At 44.2% G+C, this 16,840-nt stretch carries 15 protein-coding genes; 5 read left to right on the forward strand and 10 right to left on the reverse strand.

Annotation, left to right across the window (positions count from 1 at the left end):
* Positions 1-262: 262 nt before the first annotated feature.
* Positions 263-871 (forward strand): hypothetical protein, encoded by a 609-nt coding sequence (locus LCH52_00750; protein MCA0386999.1) that lies wholly within the window; start codon positions 263-265, stop codon positions 869-871.
* Entirely contained in the window at positions 868-1,638 is a 771-nt protein-coding gene (locus tag LCH52_00755; GenBank protein ID MCA0387000.1) for a nucleotidyl transferase AbiEii/AbiGii toxin family protein, read from the forward strand. Before LCH52_00750 ends, LCH52_00755 begins: the two co-directional genes overlap by 4 nt.
* 90 nt (positions 1,639-1,728) lie before the next feature.
* Here LCH52_00755 and LCH52_00760 read toward each other — a convergent pair whose 3' ends face one another.
* The 10 genes from LCH52_00760 to LCH52_00805 form a co-directional block, all read right to left on the reverse strand.
* Complete coding sequence (locus LCH52_00760; GenBank protein MCA0387001.1) at positions 1,729-2,988, reverse strand: NAD(P)/FAD-dependent oxidoreductase; 1,260 nt, start codon at positions 2,986-2,988, stop codon at positions 1,729-1,731.
* A gap of 155 nt (positions 2,989-3,143) precedes the next feature.
* Positions 3,144-3,764, reverse strand: a complete 621-nt coding sequence (locus LCH52_00765) for a rubrerythrin family protein (protein ID MCA0387002.1) — start codon at positions 3,762-3,764, stop codon at positions 3,144-3,146.
* 96 nt (positions 3,765-3,860) lie between these two features.
* On the reverse strand, positions 3,861-5,252 hold the full coding sequence (locus tag LCH52_00770; protein ID MCA0387003.1) for a HAMP domain-containing protein: 1,392 nt from the start codon (positions 5,250-5,252) through the stop codon (positions 3,861-3,863).
* Positions 5,249-5,917 (reverse strand): response regulator transcription factor, encoded by a 669-nt coding sequence (locus LCH52_00775; GenBank protein MCA0387004.1) that lies wholly within the window; start codon positions 5,915-5,917, stop codon positions 5,249-5,251. The genes LCH52_00770 and LCH52_00775 overlap by 4 nt, the downstream gene beginning before the upstream one ends.
* 42 nt (positions 5,918-5,959) lie before the next feature.
* Complete coding sequence (locus LCH52_00780) at positions 5,960-6,451, reverse strand: hypothetical protein (protein ID MCA0387005.1); 492 nt, start codon at positions 6,449-6,451, stop codon at positions 5,960-5,962.
* Positions 6,452-6,563: 112 nt separating this feature from the next.
* Entirely contained in the window at positions 6,564-7,373 is an 810-nt protein-coding gene (locus tag LCH52_00785) for a protein tyrosine phosphatase (protein ID MCA0387006.1), read from the reverse strand.
* A 159-nt stretch (positions 7,374-7,532) separates the two neighbouring features.
* Positions 7,533-8,822 (reverse strand): nitrate/sulfonate/bicarbonate ABC transporter ATP-binding protein, encoded by a 1,290-nt coding sequence (locus LCH52_00790; GenBank protein MCA0387007.1) that lies wholly within the window; start codon positions 8,820-8,822, stop codon positions 7,533-7,535.
* A gap of 10 nt (positions 8,823-8,832) precedes the next feature.
* Positions 8,833-10,548 carry an ABC transporter permease subunit gene (locus LCH52_00795; protein ID MCA0387008.1) on the reverse strand — a complete coding sequence of 572 codons (1,716 nt, stop codon included), beginning with the start codon at positions 10,546-10,548 and terminating at the stop codon, positions 8,833-8,835.
* A 109-nt stretch (positions 10,549-10,657) separates the two neighbouring features.
* On the reverse strand, positions 10,658-11,806 hold the full coding sequence (locus LCH52_00800; protein MCA0387009.1) for a serine/threonine-protein phosphatase: 1,149 nt from the start codon (positions 11,804-11,806) through the stop codon (positions 10,658-10,660).
* A complete protein-coding gene (locus LCH52_00805; GenBank protein ID MCA0387010.1) occupies positions 11,782-13,554 on the reverse strand; it encodes a 4Fe-4S binding protein in 1,773 nt (590 codons plus the stop codon). The genes LCH52_00800 and LCH52_00805 overlap by 25 nt, the downstream gene beginning before the upstream one ends.
* 230 nt (positions 13,555-13,784) lie before the next feature.
* Here LCH52_00805 and LCH52_00810 point away from each other — a divergent pair, with 230 nt between their 5' ends.
* The 3 genes from LCH52_00810 to LCH52_00820 are packed head-to-tail and all read left to right on the forward strand — an operon-like array spanning position 13,785 to position 16,839.
* Positions 13,785-14,441, forward strand: coding sequence for a redox-sensing transcriptional repressor Rex (locus tag LCH52_00810; GenBank protein ID MCA0387011.1), 657 nt, complete (start codon positions 13,785-13,787; stop codon positions 14,439-14,441).
* Positions 14,442-14,444: 3 nt separating this feature from the next.
* Positions 14,445-14,954, forward strand: coding sequence for an NADH-quinone oxidoreductase subunit NuoE (gene nuoE, locus LCH52_00815; protein MCA0387012.1), 510 nt, complete (start codon positions 14,445-14,447; stop codon positions 14,952-14,954).
* Positions 14,947-16,839, forward strand: a complete 1,893-nt coding sequence (locus LCH52_00820) for a 4Fe-4S binding protein (GenBank protein MCA0387013.1) — start codon at positions 14,947-14,949, stop codon at positions 16,837-16,839. The genes nuoE and LCH52_00820 overlap by 8 nt, the downstream gene beginning before the upstream one ends.
* Position 16,840 lies beyond the last annotated feature (1 nt).

Genomic DNA, 16,840 nt, shown 5'->3' on the forward strand with positions numbered 1-16,840 from the left:
CAGAGTTTACCATCTGATAGAGAGGATGTCAGGGAGTATCTGTTTTTGGATAAACATCCTAAAACCAAATTTAAATTTAAGAATATATCTTTTTCTGAAAAGCTTAAGAAAGTGCCCTTTTTATTTGCCGGAATACCTGATCCTCTGACCGTCCTTTCCGTTAACGGGTGATTAAATGTTTGGATAGTTTTTTTCTCATCAAATTTATTTAGTTGATTTAGTTTCTTTTTTGTACTTTAAACAGTATAAAAATGAAATGTTTATGAATTACCAATCATTTAGAACTGCGTTTTCTGATTATCCCCTTTTCACTTCCGGTGACTTTGCCGGTTTAGGTGAAAAGATTTACTACCACCGGTTGGTGGAGTGGCAGAAAAAAGGATACATCCGACGGATGGCAAAGAATGTCTTCACATTTCGCGAGAACAGAACGGATGAGTGGATGCTTTTCCTTGTGGCGAACAAGCTATACACCCCGTCGTATATTTCACTCGAGAGTGCTTTAAGTCTGCACAGTTTGATTCCCGAGACAACCTTTGCTATAACTTCGGTGAGCTCAAAGAAAACCACCCGGTTCGAATCAGATTCCGGTCTCTATATCTACAGAAAGATTAAGCCCGCTCTTATGTTCGGTTACGACCTGAAAGTGTACAGGAACACCGCCATCAGGATCGCTACTCCTGAAAAGGCAATTCTTGATTTTCTTTATCTCAATCCCGGTCTCGATGATCATGGCAAGCTGGAAGAGTTACGAATAAACAGTGACGAGTTTGCCGGAATTAATTTTAAGAAGATCACCGCCTGGCTCAAGTACATCGATTCCCCTGCACTAACCCGACGGTTCAGGAAACTCGAAAGGATTGTTAGATGATAAGCCTGGAAGCGATAAGTTCATTCTATTCAGGAAAAGAAGTTCAGTTCAAACGACACATCTTGAGGGAATATCTGCAGTACAGGATACTGACTGTTGTATTCAGCAGTAACTACGCCGATAAGCTCTGCTTCATAGGCGGAACCGCGATCAGGATTGCGCATGGTACCAAACGATTCTCCGAGGATATCGATCTTGACAACTTCGGTCTGAGTTTGGATGAGTTTGGAGAGATATCTGATCTGATTGTGGAAATGTTCTCAGATGAAGGCTATTCAGTCGAGATTAAAATAGTAAGCAGAAATGCTTTCAGATGCTATTTCAGATTCCCGGGATTACTGTTTGATCTCGATCTTTCCGGGTATGAATCGGAAAAGATTCTTATTCAGCTTGATACAGAGGAACAAATTATCCCCTACAAACCAGACTATTTTCTACTGAATAAGTTCGATGTTTTCCAGAGAATCAAGATTGCTCCACCAGGGGTACTGCTTTCGCAGAAGTTGTGGGCTATTCTTAACAGGAAAACACTAAAAGGCCGGGATTTCTACGATGCAACCTACCTCTTTGCGAAAACAGAGCCGGATTTTAATTATCTTAATGCAAAAGCCGGTATTTCAAATCTCGACGGGCTGAAGAGCCGACTCCTTTCCAGGTGTCAATTACTTGATACGGGGAATCTAAGGGAGGATCTGCTGCCTTTTTTGATTGAGCCGGGAGAAGTGATCAGAATTGATGCTTTTGCTGATCTGATCAAAGCCATGTGATGAATTAAATCTCGAGGTCAGTTCTAAGGCATCAGGCAATACATCACTTCTCCATAAGCCTCAAAACTTTAAATGAACATTGATTTAATATTAATGCATTTTCCTTGGTTCCCCCGTTATAAGTCTCGCGCCCGGCTTAAAGGAAATGTAGTACCACACCCATTCTGCCATTACACGGTAGCGGTTACGGAAGCCGATAAGATACATAATATGAATAAATGCCCATAAAACCCAAGCTATAAATCCGGAGAGTTTGATGTTGCCCGCCTGAAAAATTGCTTTTGCTCTTCCGATTGTTGCCATACTTCCTTTGTTGGAATAAACAAAGCCCGGAACAGTCCTGTTTTCGAGTCTGTTTTTAATCAATTTGCCGATATACCTTCCCTGCTGCATTGCCACGGGTGCAATACCGGGGAGAGACTGACCGTTTTCGATGAAGTTTGCGGCATCACCAATTACAAAAATATCTTCGCTCTCTTTTATGCTACAATTTTCCCGCACAATCGCCCTCCCCATTCTGTCTGTCTTGGTTCCGAGAGTTTTTATCAGGGGAGAGGCAGTATTTCCTGCCGCCCAGATGATATTGTGCGTTTCTATTCTCTCGTCACCCAGCGTCACGCCTTTCTCATCAATATTGGTGACCATGGTGTTAAGCCGCACTTCCACCCCCATGTTCCTGAGATTTTCGGCAGCTTTTTCGTTTAACGGGGAGTCGTATGCCCCAAGCAGCCTCCCCGAACCTTCAACGAGTATTATTTTGGTCTGACGGGTGTCGATATTTCTAAAATCGTTCCGGAGGGTCTTTGTGGCAATCTCCGCCAAAGAACCTGCAATCTCAACTCCGGTAGGACCTCCTCCGATCACAACAAATTTTACGGGAATGTTTCTCCCCGTTAAAAAAGCCTCGTTTTCAGCTTCTTCAAAAGAAACAAGCATGTTTTCCCTGATATTAAGCGCATCCTTGAGGGTTTTGAGTCCGGGGGCATTCTCCTCCCAGTTATCCTTCCCGAAATAGGAATGCCGGGAACCGGGTGCAAGGACGAGGAAATCGAAATTTACCTTTTGACCGTCAACAGTAACCGACTTGTTTAATTTGTCGATATCAGTCACTTCTCCAAGAATAACCTCGACATTCTTCTGCCGTTTAAGTATTGTACGAATTGGTGCCGAAATGTCGGCGGGTGAAAGGGCACTTACAGCAACCTGGTACAGAAGTGGCTGGAAAAGGTGGTGGTTGCTTTTGTCAATGAGGACAATTCTTAGCGGTGTGTTTTTTAATGATTTTACGAGCTGGAGTCCGGCAAAACCCGCACCCACAACTATCAGTGTTTTATTTTTATCTGTTTTCATTTCTATTCTTCTGCATTAAACAATATTGGATATATAATAGAAACAAAAAAATCCGGCTTTTAGTTTTATATAAAAAAAGCTGCCAATCCGATTGATCAGCAGCTTTCTCACGAGCCTTTTTTCTTAACTAACTGCGTCTCCGCAACAAACAGCACTTATTTTACAGTCAAGAACTTTTCTTTGGAGGTCATTGAAATTCCACATCTTGAAGGGGCATCTCCCTCATAGGTATTTCCGCAGGTCGGGCAAACGAAATACTTAGAGGTCATTGTTTTTTCTTTGCCACTGTTCAGAAGTTCAAGAGCACTTTTATATAATTTTAAATGTTTTTGTTCAGTCTTGAATGCATAGTTGAATGAAATCAAAGCAAGATTACTGTTTTCAGCTTCGGCTGTTTTAATAAAACCGGGGTACATTGTTGTCGATTCGTAACCCTCACCACTGATGGCATCCTCGAGATTTTCTTTGGTTGATTTGACTGTGTATTTTGGTGTAATTTTGTCGGTTTTTACACCTAACTGCTCCAAAACCGCCTTGTGATTGTTTGCATGGATACTTTCAGCTTTTGATGCTGCTTCGAACAGGAGGGCAATTTTGGCATAGCCTTCTTTTTTTGCTTTTTTTGCATATTCAGCATATTTTGCGGCTGCAGTGGTTTCACCTTTAAATGCTTCTTTAAGATTCCCGACGGTAGTTTTTGAAATGGAGTTGGAATTGATTGGCGCGATGAACGACAGCATAAGAGCCGCCAATGCGAAAAGCGTTTTGGTCTTCATTTGGGTAGTTCCTTTTTGTTTGAAAAATGTCAAATTGTTTAGTACCAATCTAACATGCCAATCTAAAGAGGAAATTAATGCATCCTTAAAATTAACTTAAAAGGAATGGGGGAAGATTATTGTGAAAGTGGTGCCACTGCCGGCTTCACTATCTACAGATATTTCGACCGACTGAATATCGGCGAGTTTTTTAACTATGGAGAGACCAAGCCCTTTCCCGGCAATTTTGGCATCGCGGGACTCGTCAACTCTATAGAACCTGTCAAATATTTTTGTGATGTGATCCTTCCCGATACCCTGACCAAAATCCTGTACTTTGCAAAAAGTCTTGTCTTGATAAACGCCTGTTTCGACAATCACCGTATTGTTGCTGAATGAATACTTAACTGCGTTTGAGACGATGTTGGAGATGATGATATCGCACATCGAAGGATCTGCCTCTACTGTCAGCTCCCCTTCAAAACGGGTGGTAAACTTCAGATTTTTTGCTTCCGAAGCAGATTTATATCTGTTAACAATATCAGAGACTATCCTGTTCAGATCAAATGCAATAATATCAGGTGCAAGGTTTGCCGAACCGAGACGGGCAATTTCCAGCAGACTGTCGATCAATGCAGTTATTCTGTCAACCTCATTGATAACATAGTCTATTTTTTCTCTGTAATGCTCCACTTCCCTGGGCTTTCGGTTAAGCACTTCCAAAGTTCCTTTTATTATGGAGAGGGGGGTTCGCAACTCGTGGGAAGCATCGGCGGTAAACTGTTTCTCCCTTAAAACCACATCCTCAAGGCGATCGAGAAGCCCGTTGATGGTCACTGAGAGTGAGTAAATTTCATCCTTGCGGTCAGGTAACTCTATTCTTTCATCAAGATTTTCTTTTGTTATCCTTGCTGCCGTATCAATTACTTTGTTTATAGGAGCTATAGCCCGCCCTGCAATTATTCTGGATGCAAAAAACAAAATAAGCAGCACCACGGGAAAAGCTATAAGGAGGCTGGACTTCAGATTGCTGAGAACAAGGAATGATTCTTTTAGGGAAACGGCAACAGAAATATATGCGACAACTGCCCCTGAATCGGTCAGAACAGGAGTCTGAATCTGTCGGACAGGTGAATTCGAAAGCGTATATTCGAAATATTCAGCTTCTCTTTTTCCCTTTAGAAATTTTAATCCGGAATCTTTGAGATTTCCCGTTTTTTTAATTGAGTTGCCTAAAGTATCAAAAACCTGTATGAAAGTGGGGTTTACTTCTATCTGGGAATGTTCCTTCTCGCCCCACTCGAATTTATTCGCAAAAATTAACTTGCCGTCAATTACAACAATATTGTTTGTGACCTCCTGCATTTCCGTATCGAGGTCGGTATCGAGGTGAGTGTAAACGGTGATTTGAACGACAAAATAGATAATTCCAAGGAGCAATGCAATGATAATGGCTGAAAAAGCCATATAGAGAAATGCAATTCTGTTCCGAAGGTTAAAAGTAATCACTCTTCGGTCGCCATGTATCCAACCCCCCGGATTGTTGTAATAGTTGCAGAGCCCTTGGTAAGATCCAGCTTTTTCCGAAGAAAATTCATATAAACATCAATCACAGATGTGTCATATTCAAAATGGATATCCCAGACATGCTCTATTATTCGTGTCCGGGTGCAGACTTTCCCTTTGTTTCTTATGAGAAATTCCAGCAGCGAAAATTCCTTTTGAGTGAGTTGGACAAGTGTCCCGTCATTTCTGACCTGGTGGTTCACAAGATTCATCTCTATCGGACCCAGTCTGAGGATATTGTTTTCCTCGCCTGTGTTTCTGATTTGTGCTCTTATCCTCGCCAGAAGTTCGGCAAAGGCAAACGGCTTTTTGATGTAATCGTTTGCCCCTGAATCCAAACCAAAAACGGTATCCTGAACGGTGTCCTTTGCAGTGAGAAAAATTACAGGTACATCCTTTTTCTCGTTACGAAGGCGGCGAAGCAGTTCAATACCGCTTATTCCGGGTAACATCCAGTCAAGCAATATAATGTCATACTCGTTGGAAACAGCCATTTCATAGCCTGTAATGCCATCGCCCGCAATGTCAACTGCAAATCCTTCTTCAGAGAGACCGTCTCTGATAAAGTTTGCAATTCCGGGTTCATCTTCTATAACGAGTACTCTCATCAATACAATTCAGTTTTTAAGTTTCAAAATAAAAGATTAAAACTAATCTTTATCCACATCAGCGGGAGGTGTCTCGGCTTCAGACCCGAATCCGAGATTCAGTTCAACGCCGGCCGCATGTTTGTAAACCAGTTCTCCTCCGTAATATCCTGTTCTCGCAATTGCAAGAACTGCAAGGAGAAAGAGAAAGGCTGAAACGAATTTCAATGCCCCGGCATACTTTTTCAAATAGACAATAACCACTCTGAAAAGAAATGAAATTGAGACAATTATAGCGGCGAGAAAAGCTGCATCCTCATGATTTTCCAATGCAGTCTTCAGGGCTCCTGCTTCTTCTATTCCCGAACCGGCGTTTTCGCCCGACAAATAGGCGGCAAGCACTCCGATGCTTCCGAGAACCAAAAGATATAATCCGGCTTTGTTAAAAAATTCCTTTTTTGTTATCAAGCCAGTTACATCGAATAAAAAACCGACAATTAAAAGTGCTATCGGAAAATGAACTATCATCGGGTGAATGTGACTAAGATCGAACATCTGTAAACTCTCCTTTTTTTAATACAAAAGTAAGGCAGAGTTCCTTTAAGCATCCTAAATGGACTCTTAAAATTGGCTTAAAACTGTTTTGCCGGTCAAAGCGACAACACCCCTAAAACACTTCCTTCAGCATCCTCGTCTGTTCCTTCAGATTTCCTTCCAAAGCCTCACAATTCAGGTACCTGACTCCTTTTTGCTGGCAATAAACCGAGAGAGAGCCGTCATCGGTGACAGTTGTTGCCGACTGCAGAACAACATTTATCTTTTTTCCTTTTATAAACTCGAAATCTGAACGGTCAACCACAAAGAAAAAATCATGCGGACTCATCTTCGGATTCTGGAATACCTCTTCAGCATCTCTCACCAACGAGCCCCCCTTCAAATAATCTTTGAGGGAATAGCCCCGCTTATTGTTGTGAACTGCAACTATTGTATCATATTTCGCCAGCAAATTAATTATGCTCTCAGCAAACCGGGCTACGGCGTTTACAGCATCGGGGGAGGTTTTGCTATTGGCTTTGAGTGTTTTCTCTATTCCGGCGGGGGTAAAAATTCTGTTGGGATCGAACCTGTATTTTGTTTTGTTTATCCGGAACGAGATCATTCTCTCTCCCTGTGCCTGCACCTCCAGGAATGGATCACCCGTCTCTGAAATCAGTTTTTTTGTTGCATCAACTGAAGTGTTTTCGTCATCATGAAGGTTTAAAAATACCTTGCGGGAAACAGATCCGAAATTATAAAATTTTACTTTTATCTCCGTTTCCCCCACTTTAAGAAATAGAATTGTATCCTTCAAAACCAAGGGGGTACCACTTCCCGCAGGGACATTATCTTTTAAAGATATCTCAATCTTTTCTGCCGGTGTGGAATCTGCCTTGCATCCAACGATAGTTAGAATAACAATAAGTAGAAGTAAACGCATAAAACTCAATCTAAAATGTCTGATATTCAAATATATGAACTTCCCGGGCAGTGAGCTCTGTCCAAAATCTTCCCACACCATTCCTTTTCACCCGCTATCAACAACAATTACTGCATTACTGGATTATTGCATTATTGCATTATTGCATTACTGGATTGTTTAGTTTTCCAGGAAGATACTCTCCGACTGATCGTCATAAACGAAGATCTCGGCATATCTTCCCCAGTTCATCAGAATGTCAATCTGGTCTTCAGCTTCCTGAGGTAAAAACTCGAGTTCCAGAGCTGAGAGCAGGATATTTCTTTCAATTTCATGATTTGCTGCCCGCTTCAACATGTTCAGGAGCCACTTGAAGATTGGAATTCGTTTTACTCTCGAGGCAAATATCTCTTTCCTCGCTGTAATGGAGGCTTCGGCATAGGTTTCACCGAGGGGGGTAACGGAAATGTCACCTGAAGTGATGGTTACAAAGCCGAGCAGCTCCGCTGCTTCTGTAACTTCGAGAAGTTCATCAGACTCCAGTCCGAGTTCATCCGCGAGTTTGTAGATGTCGGAGTTTTTACCCGGCATATCGATAAGATTTTCGAGAATCGAGGAGATGTTTGCAAGCGGAATGTTTGGCAGTTTACGGGTGATACCGGGTTCACCGGGAGCAGTACCATACTCGAGGTACTCGGGTTGAGTCTGACCTGCAAGAACCGAATAGACCTGATCAACCATGTGCTGAAATTCGGCATTTTTTCTGTTCCGGGGATGTGTCATCGACACCACCATTTCATTTATGATTTGACCCGGATTTTTATCCATCACAACAATCCGGTCAGCCATTAAAACAGCCTCTTCGATATTGTGGGTGACCATTAAAATCGCCTGTGTGGGGAGTTTCCCTTCAGTCCAAAGTTCAAGAAGTTCACCGCGAAGTGTCTCGGCACTTAGCACATCGAGCGCAGAAAAAGGTTCATCGAGACAGAGGAGTTCAGGTTCTGCGACTATGGCTCTGGCAAATCCCACTTTCTGCCTCATCCCTCCCGAAAGCTCTCTCGGGTATGCCATTTCATAACCGTCCATTCCCACCCTGTCAATCGCTTCGATTGCCCTTGCTGTTTTCATTTTGGCAGGGATGTCACGGTTGGCGAGCGCCAGCTCCACATTCTCGATTACATTGAACCACGGGAAAAGGGCAAATGTCTGGAATACAATTGTGGCATTCGGATTAACTCCTTCAAGTTTCTCCCCGTTATAGAGGACTGAGCCCTTTGAGGCTTTTTGTAGCCCTGTTATTATCCTCAGCAGTGTGCTCTTGCCACATCCCGAGGGTCCGACCAGAGCGACAAACTCGCCAGGATTAATCTTCAATTCGATATCGGAAAGGGCGGTAAACTTCTTTTGATCTTTGCCATAGATCTGACTGACCTTTTTTACATCAACCAGTGAAGCGTTTTTTTTCATTTCGTTCATCCTACTCTAACTTGAACCTGTCTTCAGCCAGATGGTAAAGACGGCGCCAAAAAAATCTGTTGATCAGAACCACGGTTATTACCATAACGAGTGTGGAAGCGAGGAGTTTGGGGAAATTCCCCTCCGCTGTTGCTTTTGCTATTGAAGAACCGATGCCAATTGTTGAAACCGTATTACCGCTGAAGGTTACAAACTCTGCGACCACACTTGCGTTCCAGGCACCACCTCCGGCGGCAATTGCCCCCGTAATCAAATAAGGGAAAAGTGCCGGAAGTATCAGGGTTTTCCATTTTTTTATCTGCCCGAGATGCAGAAGTCGCGCGGTATACTTCAGGTCCTGCGGAATCGCCGAGGCACCTGCTATTATATTAAAGAGAAGATACCACTGTGTCCCCATTAACATGAGAAGAATTGACGCGAGATTTACTCCAAAAGGAAGTGCAATTACGAACATCAGAACCACCGGGAAAAGGGCAGTTGCCGGGATGGATGCAAAAATCTGTACCATTGGCTGTAAAAACCTTGCCACTTTTTTGTTTGTCGCAATTAGTACCCCGACAGGTATAGTCCACATAAAAGCTATCAGCAAAGCAGCGCATACCCTGAGAAATGTAGCGAAGACACCGAGCAGAATTTCCAGCCAGTCAGCCGGACCAACTTCAACCAGCATCACACCCGCTCCTGCCAGGCCTGTCAAAATAACTCCGCCAGTAAAATAAACTGCAATCTTTGCGGCAAGATCAGAGCCTTTCGAGTGTTCAACCGGGACTACGGGTTTACTTCTCCGCGAAAAAAAGAGGTCTATCCTCCTTCCGACCGGGAATAGAATATTCTCCTTTATTGAGTACACAATGTTTGAATTTACAATTACAGAATAGAACCATGAACCGGGAGGATCATCGCCCGTCGTCATTTCAAACTTGAATTTATCCGACCATGCAAGAAGGGGGCGCCATATCACCTGATCGAGAATCACAATTATCAGGATGAGCGTCACCACTCCATACATAATCGCAGTGTAGTTTCCCTTGTCTGATGCTTCGTGCAGGAAGGAACCCAGACCCGGAAGCCGGAAATCTTTGTCGCCCACGGTGAATATCTCAGCCGCCATCAGGAAGAACCAGCCCCCCGCCCAACTCATCATGCTGTTCCAGATAAAACTGATTGTACCAAAGGGAAACTCAAGATTCCTGAAGCGTTGCCACCTGTTCAGTTTGTTTATCTCCGCAGCTTCCTGAAGGTCTTTCGGAATTGTTGTGAGTGACTGGTACCAGGCAAAAGTCATGTTCCAAGCCTGTGAAGTGAAAATAAGGATAATTGAACCTGCCTCCACGGCAATTCCCTGCGGAAGTATAGCAGTTAAGCTCAGAACCACAACAGGTAAAAACGAGAGGATTGGAACGCTTTGGAGTACATCAAGGACGGGAATTAGAAACTTTTCGGCTTTTTTGTTGTATGCTGCAACTCTGCCGTAAACAAGGGTGAAGAGAACGGAAAGGGCGTAGGCTGCAAACATCCTCATGATTGAGAAGAATGCATAAACCGGCAGCGCTGAAGGGGAATCAGAAATGGTCGGTGCTGTTATATATTCGGGAGCGTATGCGGCAAGCTGTACCCCGGCGTAAAGCAGGGAAACAATGCAAAGCACAACAAAAAGATCGACTAAACTGAATTCGCGCCGGTCGTTGAAAAAGAGGCTGTAAATGAAGTTGCGCATAATTTCCTGAAACCGTCCTGTAAATTTACGAATTTAGCAACTATCGGGAGGGAGGAAATTAAGAATTAATCGCTATTGATTTAAGTGTGGCACCCTGAATTTTGTCCGGCTAATACCGCTTTTCTACAACAAGTTTTCCCTCCTCCTTCAGCCTGGCGATGATGAGTGGAATAATTTTCTCCCTTCCCAGTATTCCCATTTGCGCAAATGAAATGTCGTCGGATGCAGGATTTTTGGCAGACCCGATGAAAAAATTGATCCTGTCCGCTGCTGTTACCAGAGAATACAGGACTGTGACAGGATTGTCGGCATCGAGCTTTCGTGAATCTTCATCCCAAATATTGTAAACCTGATTGAGAGTGACTGCCCCTTCGGTAACGAGATCGACTCCTTCAATTTCATAATCAGGCGGAGTTATCGTATCGGAGAAATCCTCATTTACTGAAAGAGGTTTATTCAAAAACCGGGCTGCAATCTTCGCAGTTGAAGCTCCACAGATTATTTTTACTCCTGAATTTGCAAAAAATGATTCAAATGCCTCATCATCCTGTGAGGGATCTGCAGGTGGACCGGTAAAGACATTGACAATTCTTCCTTTTCTTGCAAATCCGAGAGCTACAGTAACATCGTCCCCCTGTTTCTCTCCCCAGTGAGTTACTGCTTCATCCCTGACAAGATCCGGAAGATGTTTAAATGATTCTCCCTTTTTCAGAAGGTGGTTCAAGTGTGCGGTAAGTCCTCCAACTTCCCACCCGTGTGTGAAAGATTTTCCGATTCCTGCCTGAGTAACCCCGTCGGTTACTGCCAGAATTCCCTCGCCCCGGTTTAAGACACAGTTGATCTCTGTGATAAAGGCGGTTCCGTTGTTATAAATTCTTCCTTTTAATGGATATGCGGTTTTCCCTGAAAGGAATACCGGGAGTGGAGTCTCATACGACAGAATCGTGGTCAAACCATCGTTCAGAACCCTGATGATGGTAATAGCCGAGTAAGGAAGATCTGCTCTCTTGGCATCCTCCATCGTAACGACAGTATTAGTGAATGCCTTGCGGAGGGAGAAACCTGTGCCGAGTAATTCATTAAGTCGTGATGCTGCCATTTCCGCGAAAATGTTCGCCCTTACTCCGGAACCAAGCCCGTCACAAAGAATCAGGGTTGTATGTTGCTCCGTCCTGAGAATTTTGACCACATCACCACTTGGATGCCCCGGTTTTTTCGATTTCTGTGAAACCTCTATTTCGATGTGTAGATATCCCATAGCCATTTCGATTTGTTTGTTGATCCCTTTCTGCTTTCATCCTCGGTAATTTTCATCAGATTTTCAAGCAGTTCCTCGCTTTTTGCCGTTCCCTCCCCCAGAATTTTAGCGAGAAACTGTGCTGTTTTTATCTGATGCTCGAGGAGTTCCTCTGCTTTTTTCAGGGTCTCTCCCCTGAGAGCGTCAAGTTGTTTTTTCTCTGATTCGCGGGTCGTGATATCCACAAAGATGCCAACAAATGCGTTTTCGCTTAGCCTGAAAACTTTTGCTTCGGCGGTCAGACTGTATCTCGCCAGTGTTACTGTTTCTTCGATCAAATCGACACCTCCGCCAATGATTCTTTCGAAGAGGTCGGGATCCATGATATTGGAAACATGTTTCCCGATCGATGATCCGGTGCACATAAACATCTTCCGGAAAGCTTCGTTTATACTGATTATCGAAAGAGTTCTGTCTAAAACTATTATACCGTTCGGAGTTCTGTCTATAATCTGGTCAGCCCTCCTTTCGGCGAATCTCCTCATGTAAGGGATGCACATGGTGGTTTCAGCCATGCCTGCCAAAACCGCTTTTGCCTTGTCGCGACATGATTCATAGCCACAGGCTCCGCAGTTCAGTTCGTCGTCTTTTGTGTATTTCCCCGTTTGCAGCAGAATCTCTTTGATTTTTGCCTCTTCAAAATCACTGAGAAAGTTTTCTGACCTGTCGTGAAAGACAGTTGTGAGCTGCACCTGTTCTTCCACCAATGGTTCACCATGCTCCTTTTTGGATTGAGCATAAGCAAGCACATTAAGTTTCCTCTTCAGAATGTTCACTTCCGATTTAATACCGGGCCCGTTTATGCACCCCATCGAGCAAACAAGAGGCTCAATCAGGATCTTGCCACCCCTTTCCCCCGCAATGTTTAACGCCTCGAGCGTCCTTTCGAATCCGGACACAGAAACAATTTTTGTCTCTTCACTTTCTGAAGTGTTGCATACCCCGGCTGTGTCCACTATTCCTCCCGAAAGACAGTACGACTCTCCGCCGGTGTGTTTTTCCCAATCGAATCCACTTTCTTCAAGTTTGTTCAGATCGATGTTCCTCTCCTCAAACCAGTCAAAAAGCTCTTCCATGGTTATCACAGCGTCAATAAGACCTTTGTACTCCGCAGAGTCGGCTTCCATCTTCTTCGCCACACACGGTCCGATAAAAACTGTTTTGCTCCCGGGACCCCTTCTCCTTTTTATCAATTTTGCCTCGGCTATCATCGGAGATGGAACCGGAATGATGGCATCAATCAGTTCGGGACGGTATTTCTCGGTATAAGCAGTTGCAGCGGGACATGAAGCCGAGATGCATCCCCTCCCCCTGGCGACCGACCTCAACGATTCCTTTGTGGTATAATATGCACCTTCAGCAACTTCGACGACAAGTGAAAAACCAAGCAACCGGAGAGCTGAAGGAAACCTCCTGATCAGTTCAGGTGGAAGCAAACCTGCAAAGGATGGTGCAACTGCTGCCACCACTTCCTCTCCCGATTCAAATAGCTCTTTAACCTTGTCGGTGTCCTTGCGGTAATATTTCGCTCCCTGCGGACATTCGGTTATACACTCTCCGCAGAAAATACACCGTTTCTCATCCACATAAGCCTGTCCGTTGCTAACCCCGACTGCTTTTACGGGACATACCCTCACGCAGCGGTAGCAATCCTGACATTTTGCCTTATTGGTAAATATATATGAGTTTTCACTTATGGTGTTTATCATGTTAAGCCTTTGTCAATCTTTACGAATTTAATAGTGCAATTACCGTGCCGAACCTGATTTTCGGAATATTTGCACTGTTTTGTCCCGGTTTTTCTCTTTTCCATCAAAAAAAATCCCGTATTTGAAAAATTTCTCTTGACAAATATCGTAATTTTCTATATTTTAATCAGTATAAATTTCTCGATATATTTTTCTCGATATAAAATTCTCTATTTAGAAAGACTTTTACCATGATGACCAAAGAGATAAAACAAGTCCCCGAACCGGTTCTTAGAAGACTTCCACGCTATTTGCAGATACTTCACAGAATGAAAGAAGACGGTATAAGGGAAGTGTCGAGTACCAAGATTGCGGACGAACTTTCCCTCGATCCGACACAGGTAAGAAAAGATATCGAGTTTACAGGGATTGTTGGAAGACCTAAAACGGGTTTCCTGATACCGGAGCTGATTCAGGCGATTGAAAGCTTTTTAAATTGGGACAACATAAATGATGCTTTCCTCGCAGGAGCAGGTAGCCTCGGCACTGCCCTGATGGGTTACCCGAACTTCAAAAGTTACGGACTGAATATAGTGGCAGCTTTCGACAACAACCCCGGCAAGACAGACGGTTTGATCCGTGACATCCCCGTTATTCACATCGACAAACTGACGGATCTCGCCCAAAGGATGCACATCCATATCGGAATTATCACGGTTCCTGCCCCCCAGGCTAATGCGGTTGCTGCCATGATGGTCGAGGGAGGAATTAAAGCAATTTGGAACTTCGCCCCCGTGCAACTCCGGGTACCCGAGGACATTATCGTCGAGAATGTTCTGCTTCACGCAGGACTTTCCGTTCTTAAAAGAAAACTCGGACAAGTGTTAAAAGACCAGTTACAAGGATAAATTATGCAAAGCACAGAAACAGGACAAGCGGCAAGAAAATTTGCCAAAGTGTGCGAAATACTCGAAAAATATGAATATAAATCTGAAAAACTAATACCAGTACTACAGGCTGTACAGGAAGAATACCGGTATCTCCCCGAAGATGTTCTTGCTTTTATTGCCACCACCCTCGACATTTCACCGGCGCGCATCTATGGCGTCGCTACATTTTATTCACACTTTGCTCTCGCCCCAAAAGGTAAATTCGTTATCAAAGTATGCGACGGCACTGCCTGTCATGTTAAAGGTTCACTCCCTTTGATAGATGAAATAAGAAAAACTCTTAACCTGAAACCGGGAAAAGAAACAACCGATGACCTCCTCTTCACGCTGGAGACCGTGTCGTGTCTGGGTGCCTGCGGAATTGCCCCTGTGGTTGTGGTGAACGATGAAGTACACTCACTCATGACTCCGGGGAAAACAACGGCAATGATTCAGGAAATAATCGGTATGGAGAAATTAAACGATGAATAAAAGAGAATTAAACAGAATAAAAGAGGACTTCTCAAAACGGTATGCACAGGTTAGCCGGAGAATAATTATTTGTGCCGGAACAGGCTGCATGGCAAACGGCGCCCTCAAAATAAGCAACGAATTTAAACAGATTTCAGCCCTCATGGGTTTGCAGATCGAAACCGAACTAAAGCAGGAGGAGAACAAATTCAACCTCCTGACAGGAAGCGGTTGTCAGGGTTTCTGCCAGATGGGTCCTCTCGTTACGGTGGAACCCGAAGGCATCTTCTATGTAAAAGTCCAGCCGGAAGATGTGGCAGAGATTATTCAGGAGACTGTCCTTAACGGAAGACCGGTGGAAAGACTTCTCTATAAAGGGAAACCCTCTGATAAAATCTGCAAAACCATTAATGACATCAACTTCTACAAAAAACAGACCAGAAAAGTCCTCCGTGACTGTGGTAATATTAATCCCGAGGATATAGAAGAGTACATTCACAGAGGTGGATACGCTGCTGCAGAAAAAGCACTCACTGAAATGAGCAGTGAAGATGTCTGCAAAGAGATTCTCAACTCGGGACTCAGAGGCAGAGGCGGTGGCGGATTCCCGACCGGCAAAAAATGGCTCATGGCAATGGGTGAGAAAAACGAAAAGAAATATATTATCTGCAACGGTGACGAAGGCGATCCCGGTGCATTTATGGACAGAAGTGTGATGGAGGGAAATCCCCACTCGGTTATCGAAGGGATGATTATCGCAGCTTTTGCCATTGGTGCCGACGAGGGATATGTCTATGTGAGACTTGAGTATCCTCTCGCTGTTAAAAGAATAAAAAAAGCAGTTGAGACCGCCGAAAAATATGGCATCCTCGGAAAAAACATATTTGGGACAGATAAAAACTTCACGATTCATGTGATGGAGGGCGCAGGTGCTTTCGTCTGCGGTGAAGAAACCGCCCTTATCTCTTCCATTGAAGGAAAACGGGGGATGCCGGCTCCAAAGCCTCCATTTCCCGCTCAGTGTGGTCTTTTTGGGAAACCCACAATTATTAATAATGTTGAAACCCTCGCTTCCGTCCCGGGAATTATCCTGAATGGTGCCGCTGAATACCGTTCTCTCGGAACCCCCGAGTCACCCGGCACAAAAACATTTGCCCTTACGGGACATGTGGTGAACACAGGCTTGATAGAAGTGCCTTTCGGTTCAACCTTGAGGCAGATAATCTTTGACATTGGTGGAGGTGTGACAGATGATGACGGGAATCTTGATCCCGACGGATTCAAGGCTGTACAGATCGGCGGACCCTCCGGTGGATGCCTTACAAGCGAGCACCTGGACCTCCCGTTAAGTTTCGACTCGCTCCGGTCGATTGGTGCAATGGTAGGTTCAGGCGGCCTTGTTGTGATGAATAAAAATACCTGCATGGTAAAAATTGCAAAATATTTCATGCAATTCACCCAAAACGAATCGTGCGGGAAGTGTGTCCCCTGCCGTGAAGGGACGAAACAAATGCTCGCCCTCCTCGATGACATCACTGAGGGAAAAGCTGATGAGCATACTCTTGAGATTCTTGAAAATCTCGGTAGAGCAATCACGAAGGCTTCACTTTGCGGACTCGGAAAGACAGCTCCAAACCCTGTCCTCTCACTTATGACCAGTTTCAGGGAGGAAATGGAAACACATGTGATGCAGAAAAGATGCCCCGCAAAAAAATGCAAAAGTCTCCTCACTCCGGTCGTAATCGAAGAGAAGTGCAAAGGCTGTGGCCTCTGTATCAAAAAATGCCCGGTGGGTGCCATAACCGGTGAGAAGAAACAACCCCACTTTATCAATGAATCGCTTTGCATCAAATGTGGTGCGTGCGTCGAAGCATGCCGCCTCGATGCAATTGCGGAAGGAGTGTAAA

The sequence above is a fragment of the Bacteroidota bacterium genome, from assembly GCA_020161395.1.
Lineage (GTDB): Bacteria > Bacteroidota > Ignavibacteria > Ignavibacteriales > Ignavibacteriaceae > UTCHB3.

Excerpts from the sequence above, each read along its gene's own strand:
- LCH52_00750 (MCA0386999.1), top strand. The coding sequence starts at position 263 with ATGAATTACCAATCATTTAGAACTGCGTTTTCTGATTATCCCCTTTTC.
- LCH52_00755 (MCA0387000.1), top strand. The coding sequence starts at position 868 with ATGATAAGCCTGGAAGCGATAAGTTCATTCTATTCAGGAAAAGAAGTT.
- LCH52_00760 (MCA0387001.1), bottom strand. The coding sequence starts at position 2,988 with ATGAAAACAGATAAAAATAAAACACTGATAGTTGTGGGTGCGGGTTTT.
- LCH52_00765 (MCA0387002.1), bottom strand. The coding sequence starts at position 3,764 with ATGAAGACCAAAACGCTTTTCGCATTGGCGGCTCTTATGCTGTCGTTC.
- LCH52_00775 (MCA0387004.1), bottom strand. The coding sequence starts at position 5,917 with ATGAGAGTACTCGTTATAGAAGATGAACCCGGAATTGCAAACTTTATC.
- LCH52_00780 (MCA0387005.1), bottom strand. The coding sequence starts at position 6,451 with ATGTTCGATCTTAGTCACATTCACCCGATGATAGTTCATTTTCCGATA.
- LCH52_00785 (MCA0387006.1), bottom strand. The coding sequence starts at position 7,373 with ATGCGTTTACTTCTACTTATTGTTATTCTAACTATCGTTGGATGCAAG.
- LCH52_00790 (MCA0387007.1), bottom strand. The coding sequence starts at position 8,822 with ATGAAAAAAAACGCTTCACTGGTTGATGTAAAAAAGGTCAGTCAGATC.
- LCH52_00795 (MCA0387008.1), bottom strand. The coding sequence starts at position 10,548 with ATGCGCAACTTCATTTACAGCCTCTTTTTCAACGACCGGCGCGAATTC.
- LCH52_00800 (MCA0387009.1), bottom strand. The coding sequence starts at position 11,806 with ATGGGATATCTACACATCGAAATAGAGGTTTCACAGAAATCGAAAAAA.
- LCH52_00805 (MCA0387010.1), bottom strand. The coding sequence starts at position 13,554 with ATGATAAACACCATAAGTGAAAACTCATATATATTTACCAATAAGGCA.
- LCH52_00810 (MCA0387011.1), top strand. The coding sequence starts at position 13,785 with ATGATGACCAAAGAGATAAAACAAGTCCCCGAACCGGTTCTTAGAAGA.
- nuoE (MCA0387012.1), top strand. The coding sequence starts at position 14,445 with ATGCAAAGCACAGAAACAGGACAAGCGGCAAGAAAATTTGCCAAAGTG.
- LCH52_00820 (MCA0387013.1), top strand. The coding sequence starts at position 14,947 with ATGAATAAAAGAGAATTAAACAGAATAAAAGAGGACTTCTCAAAACGG.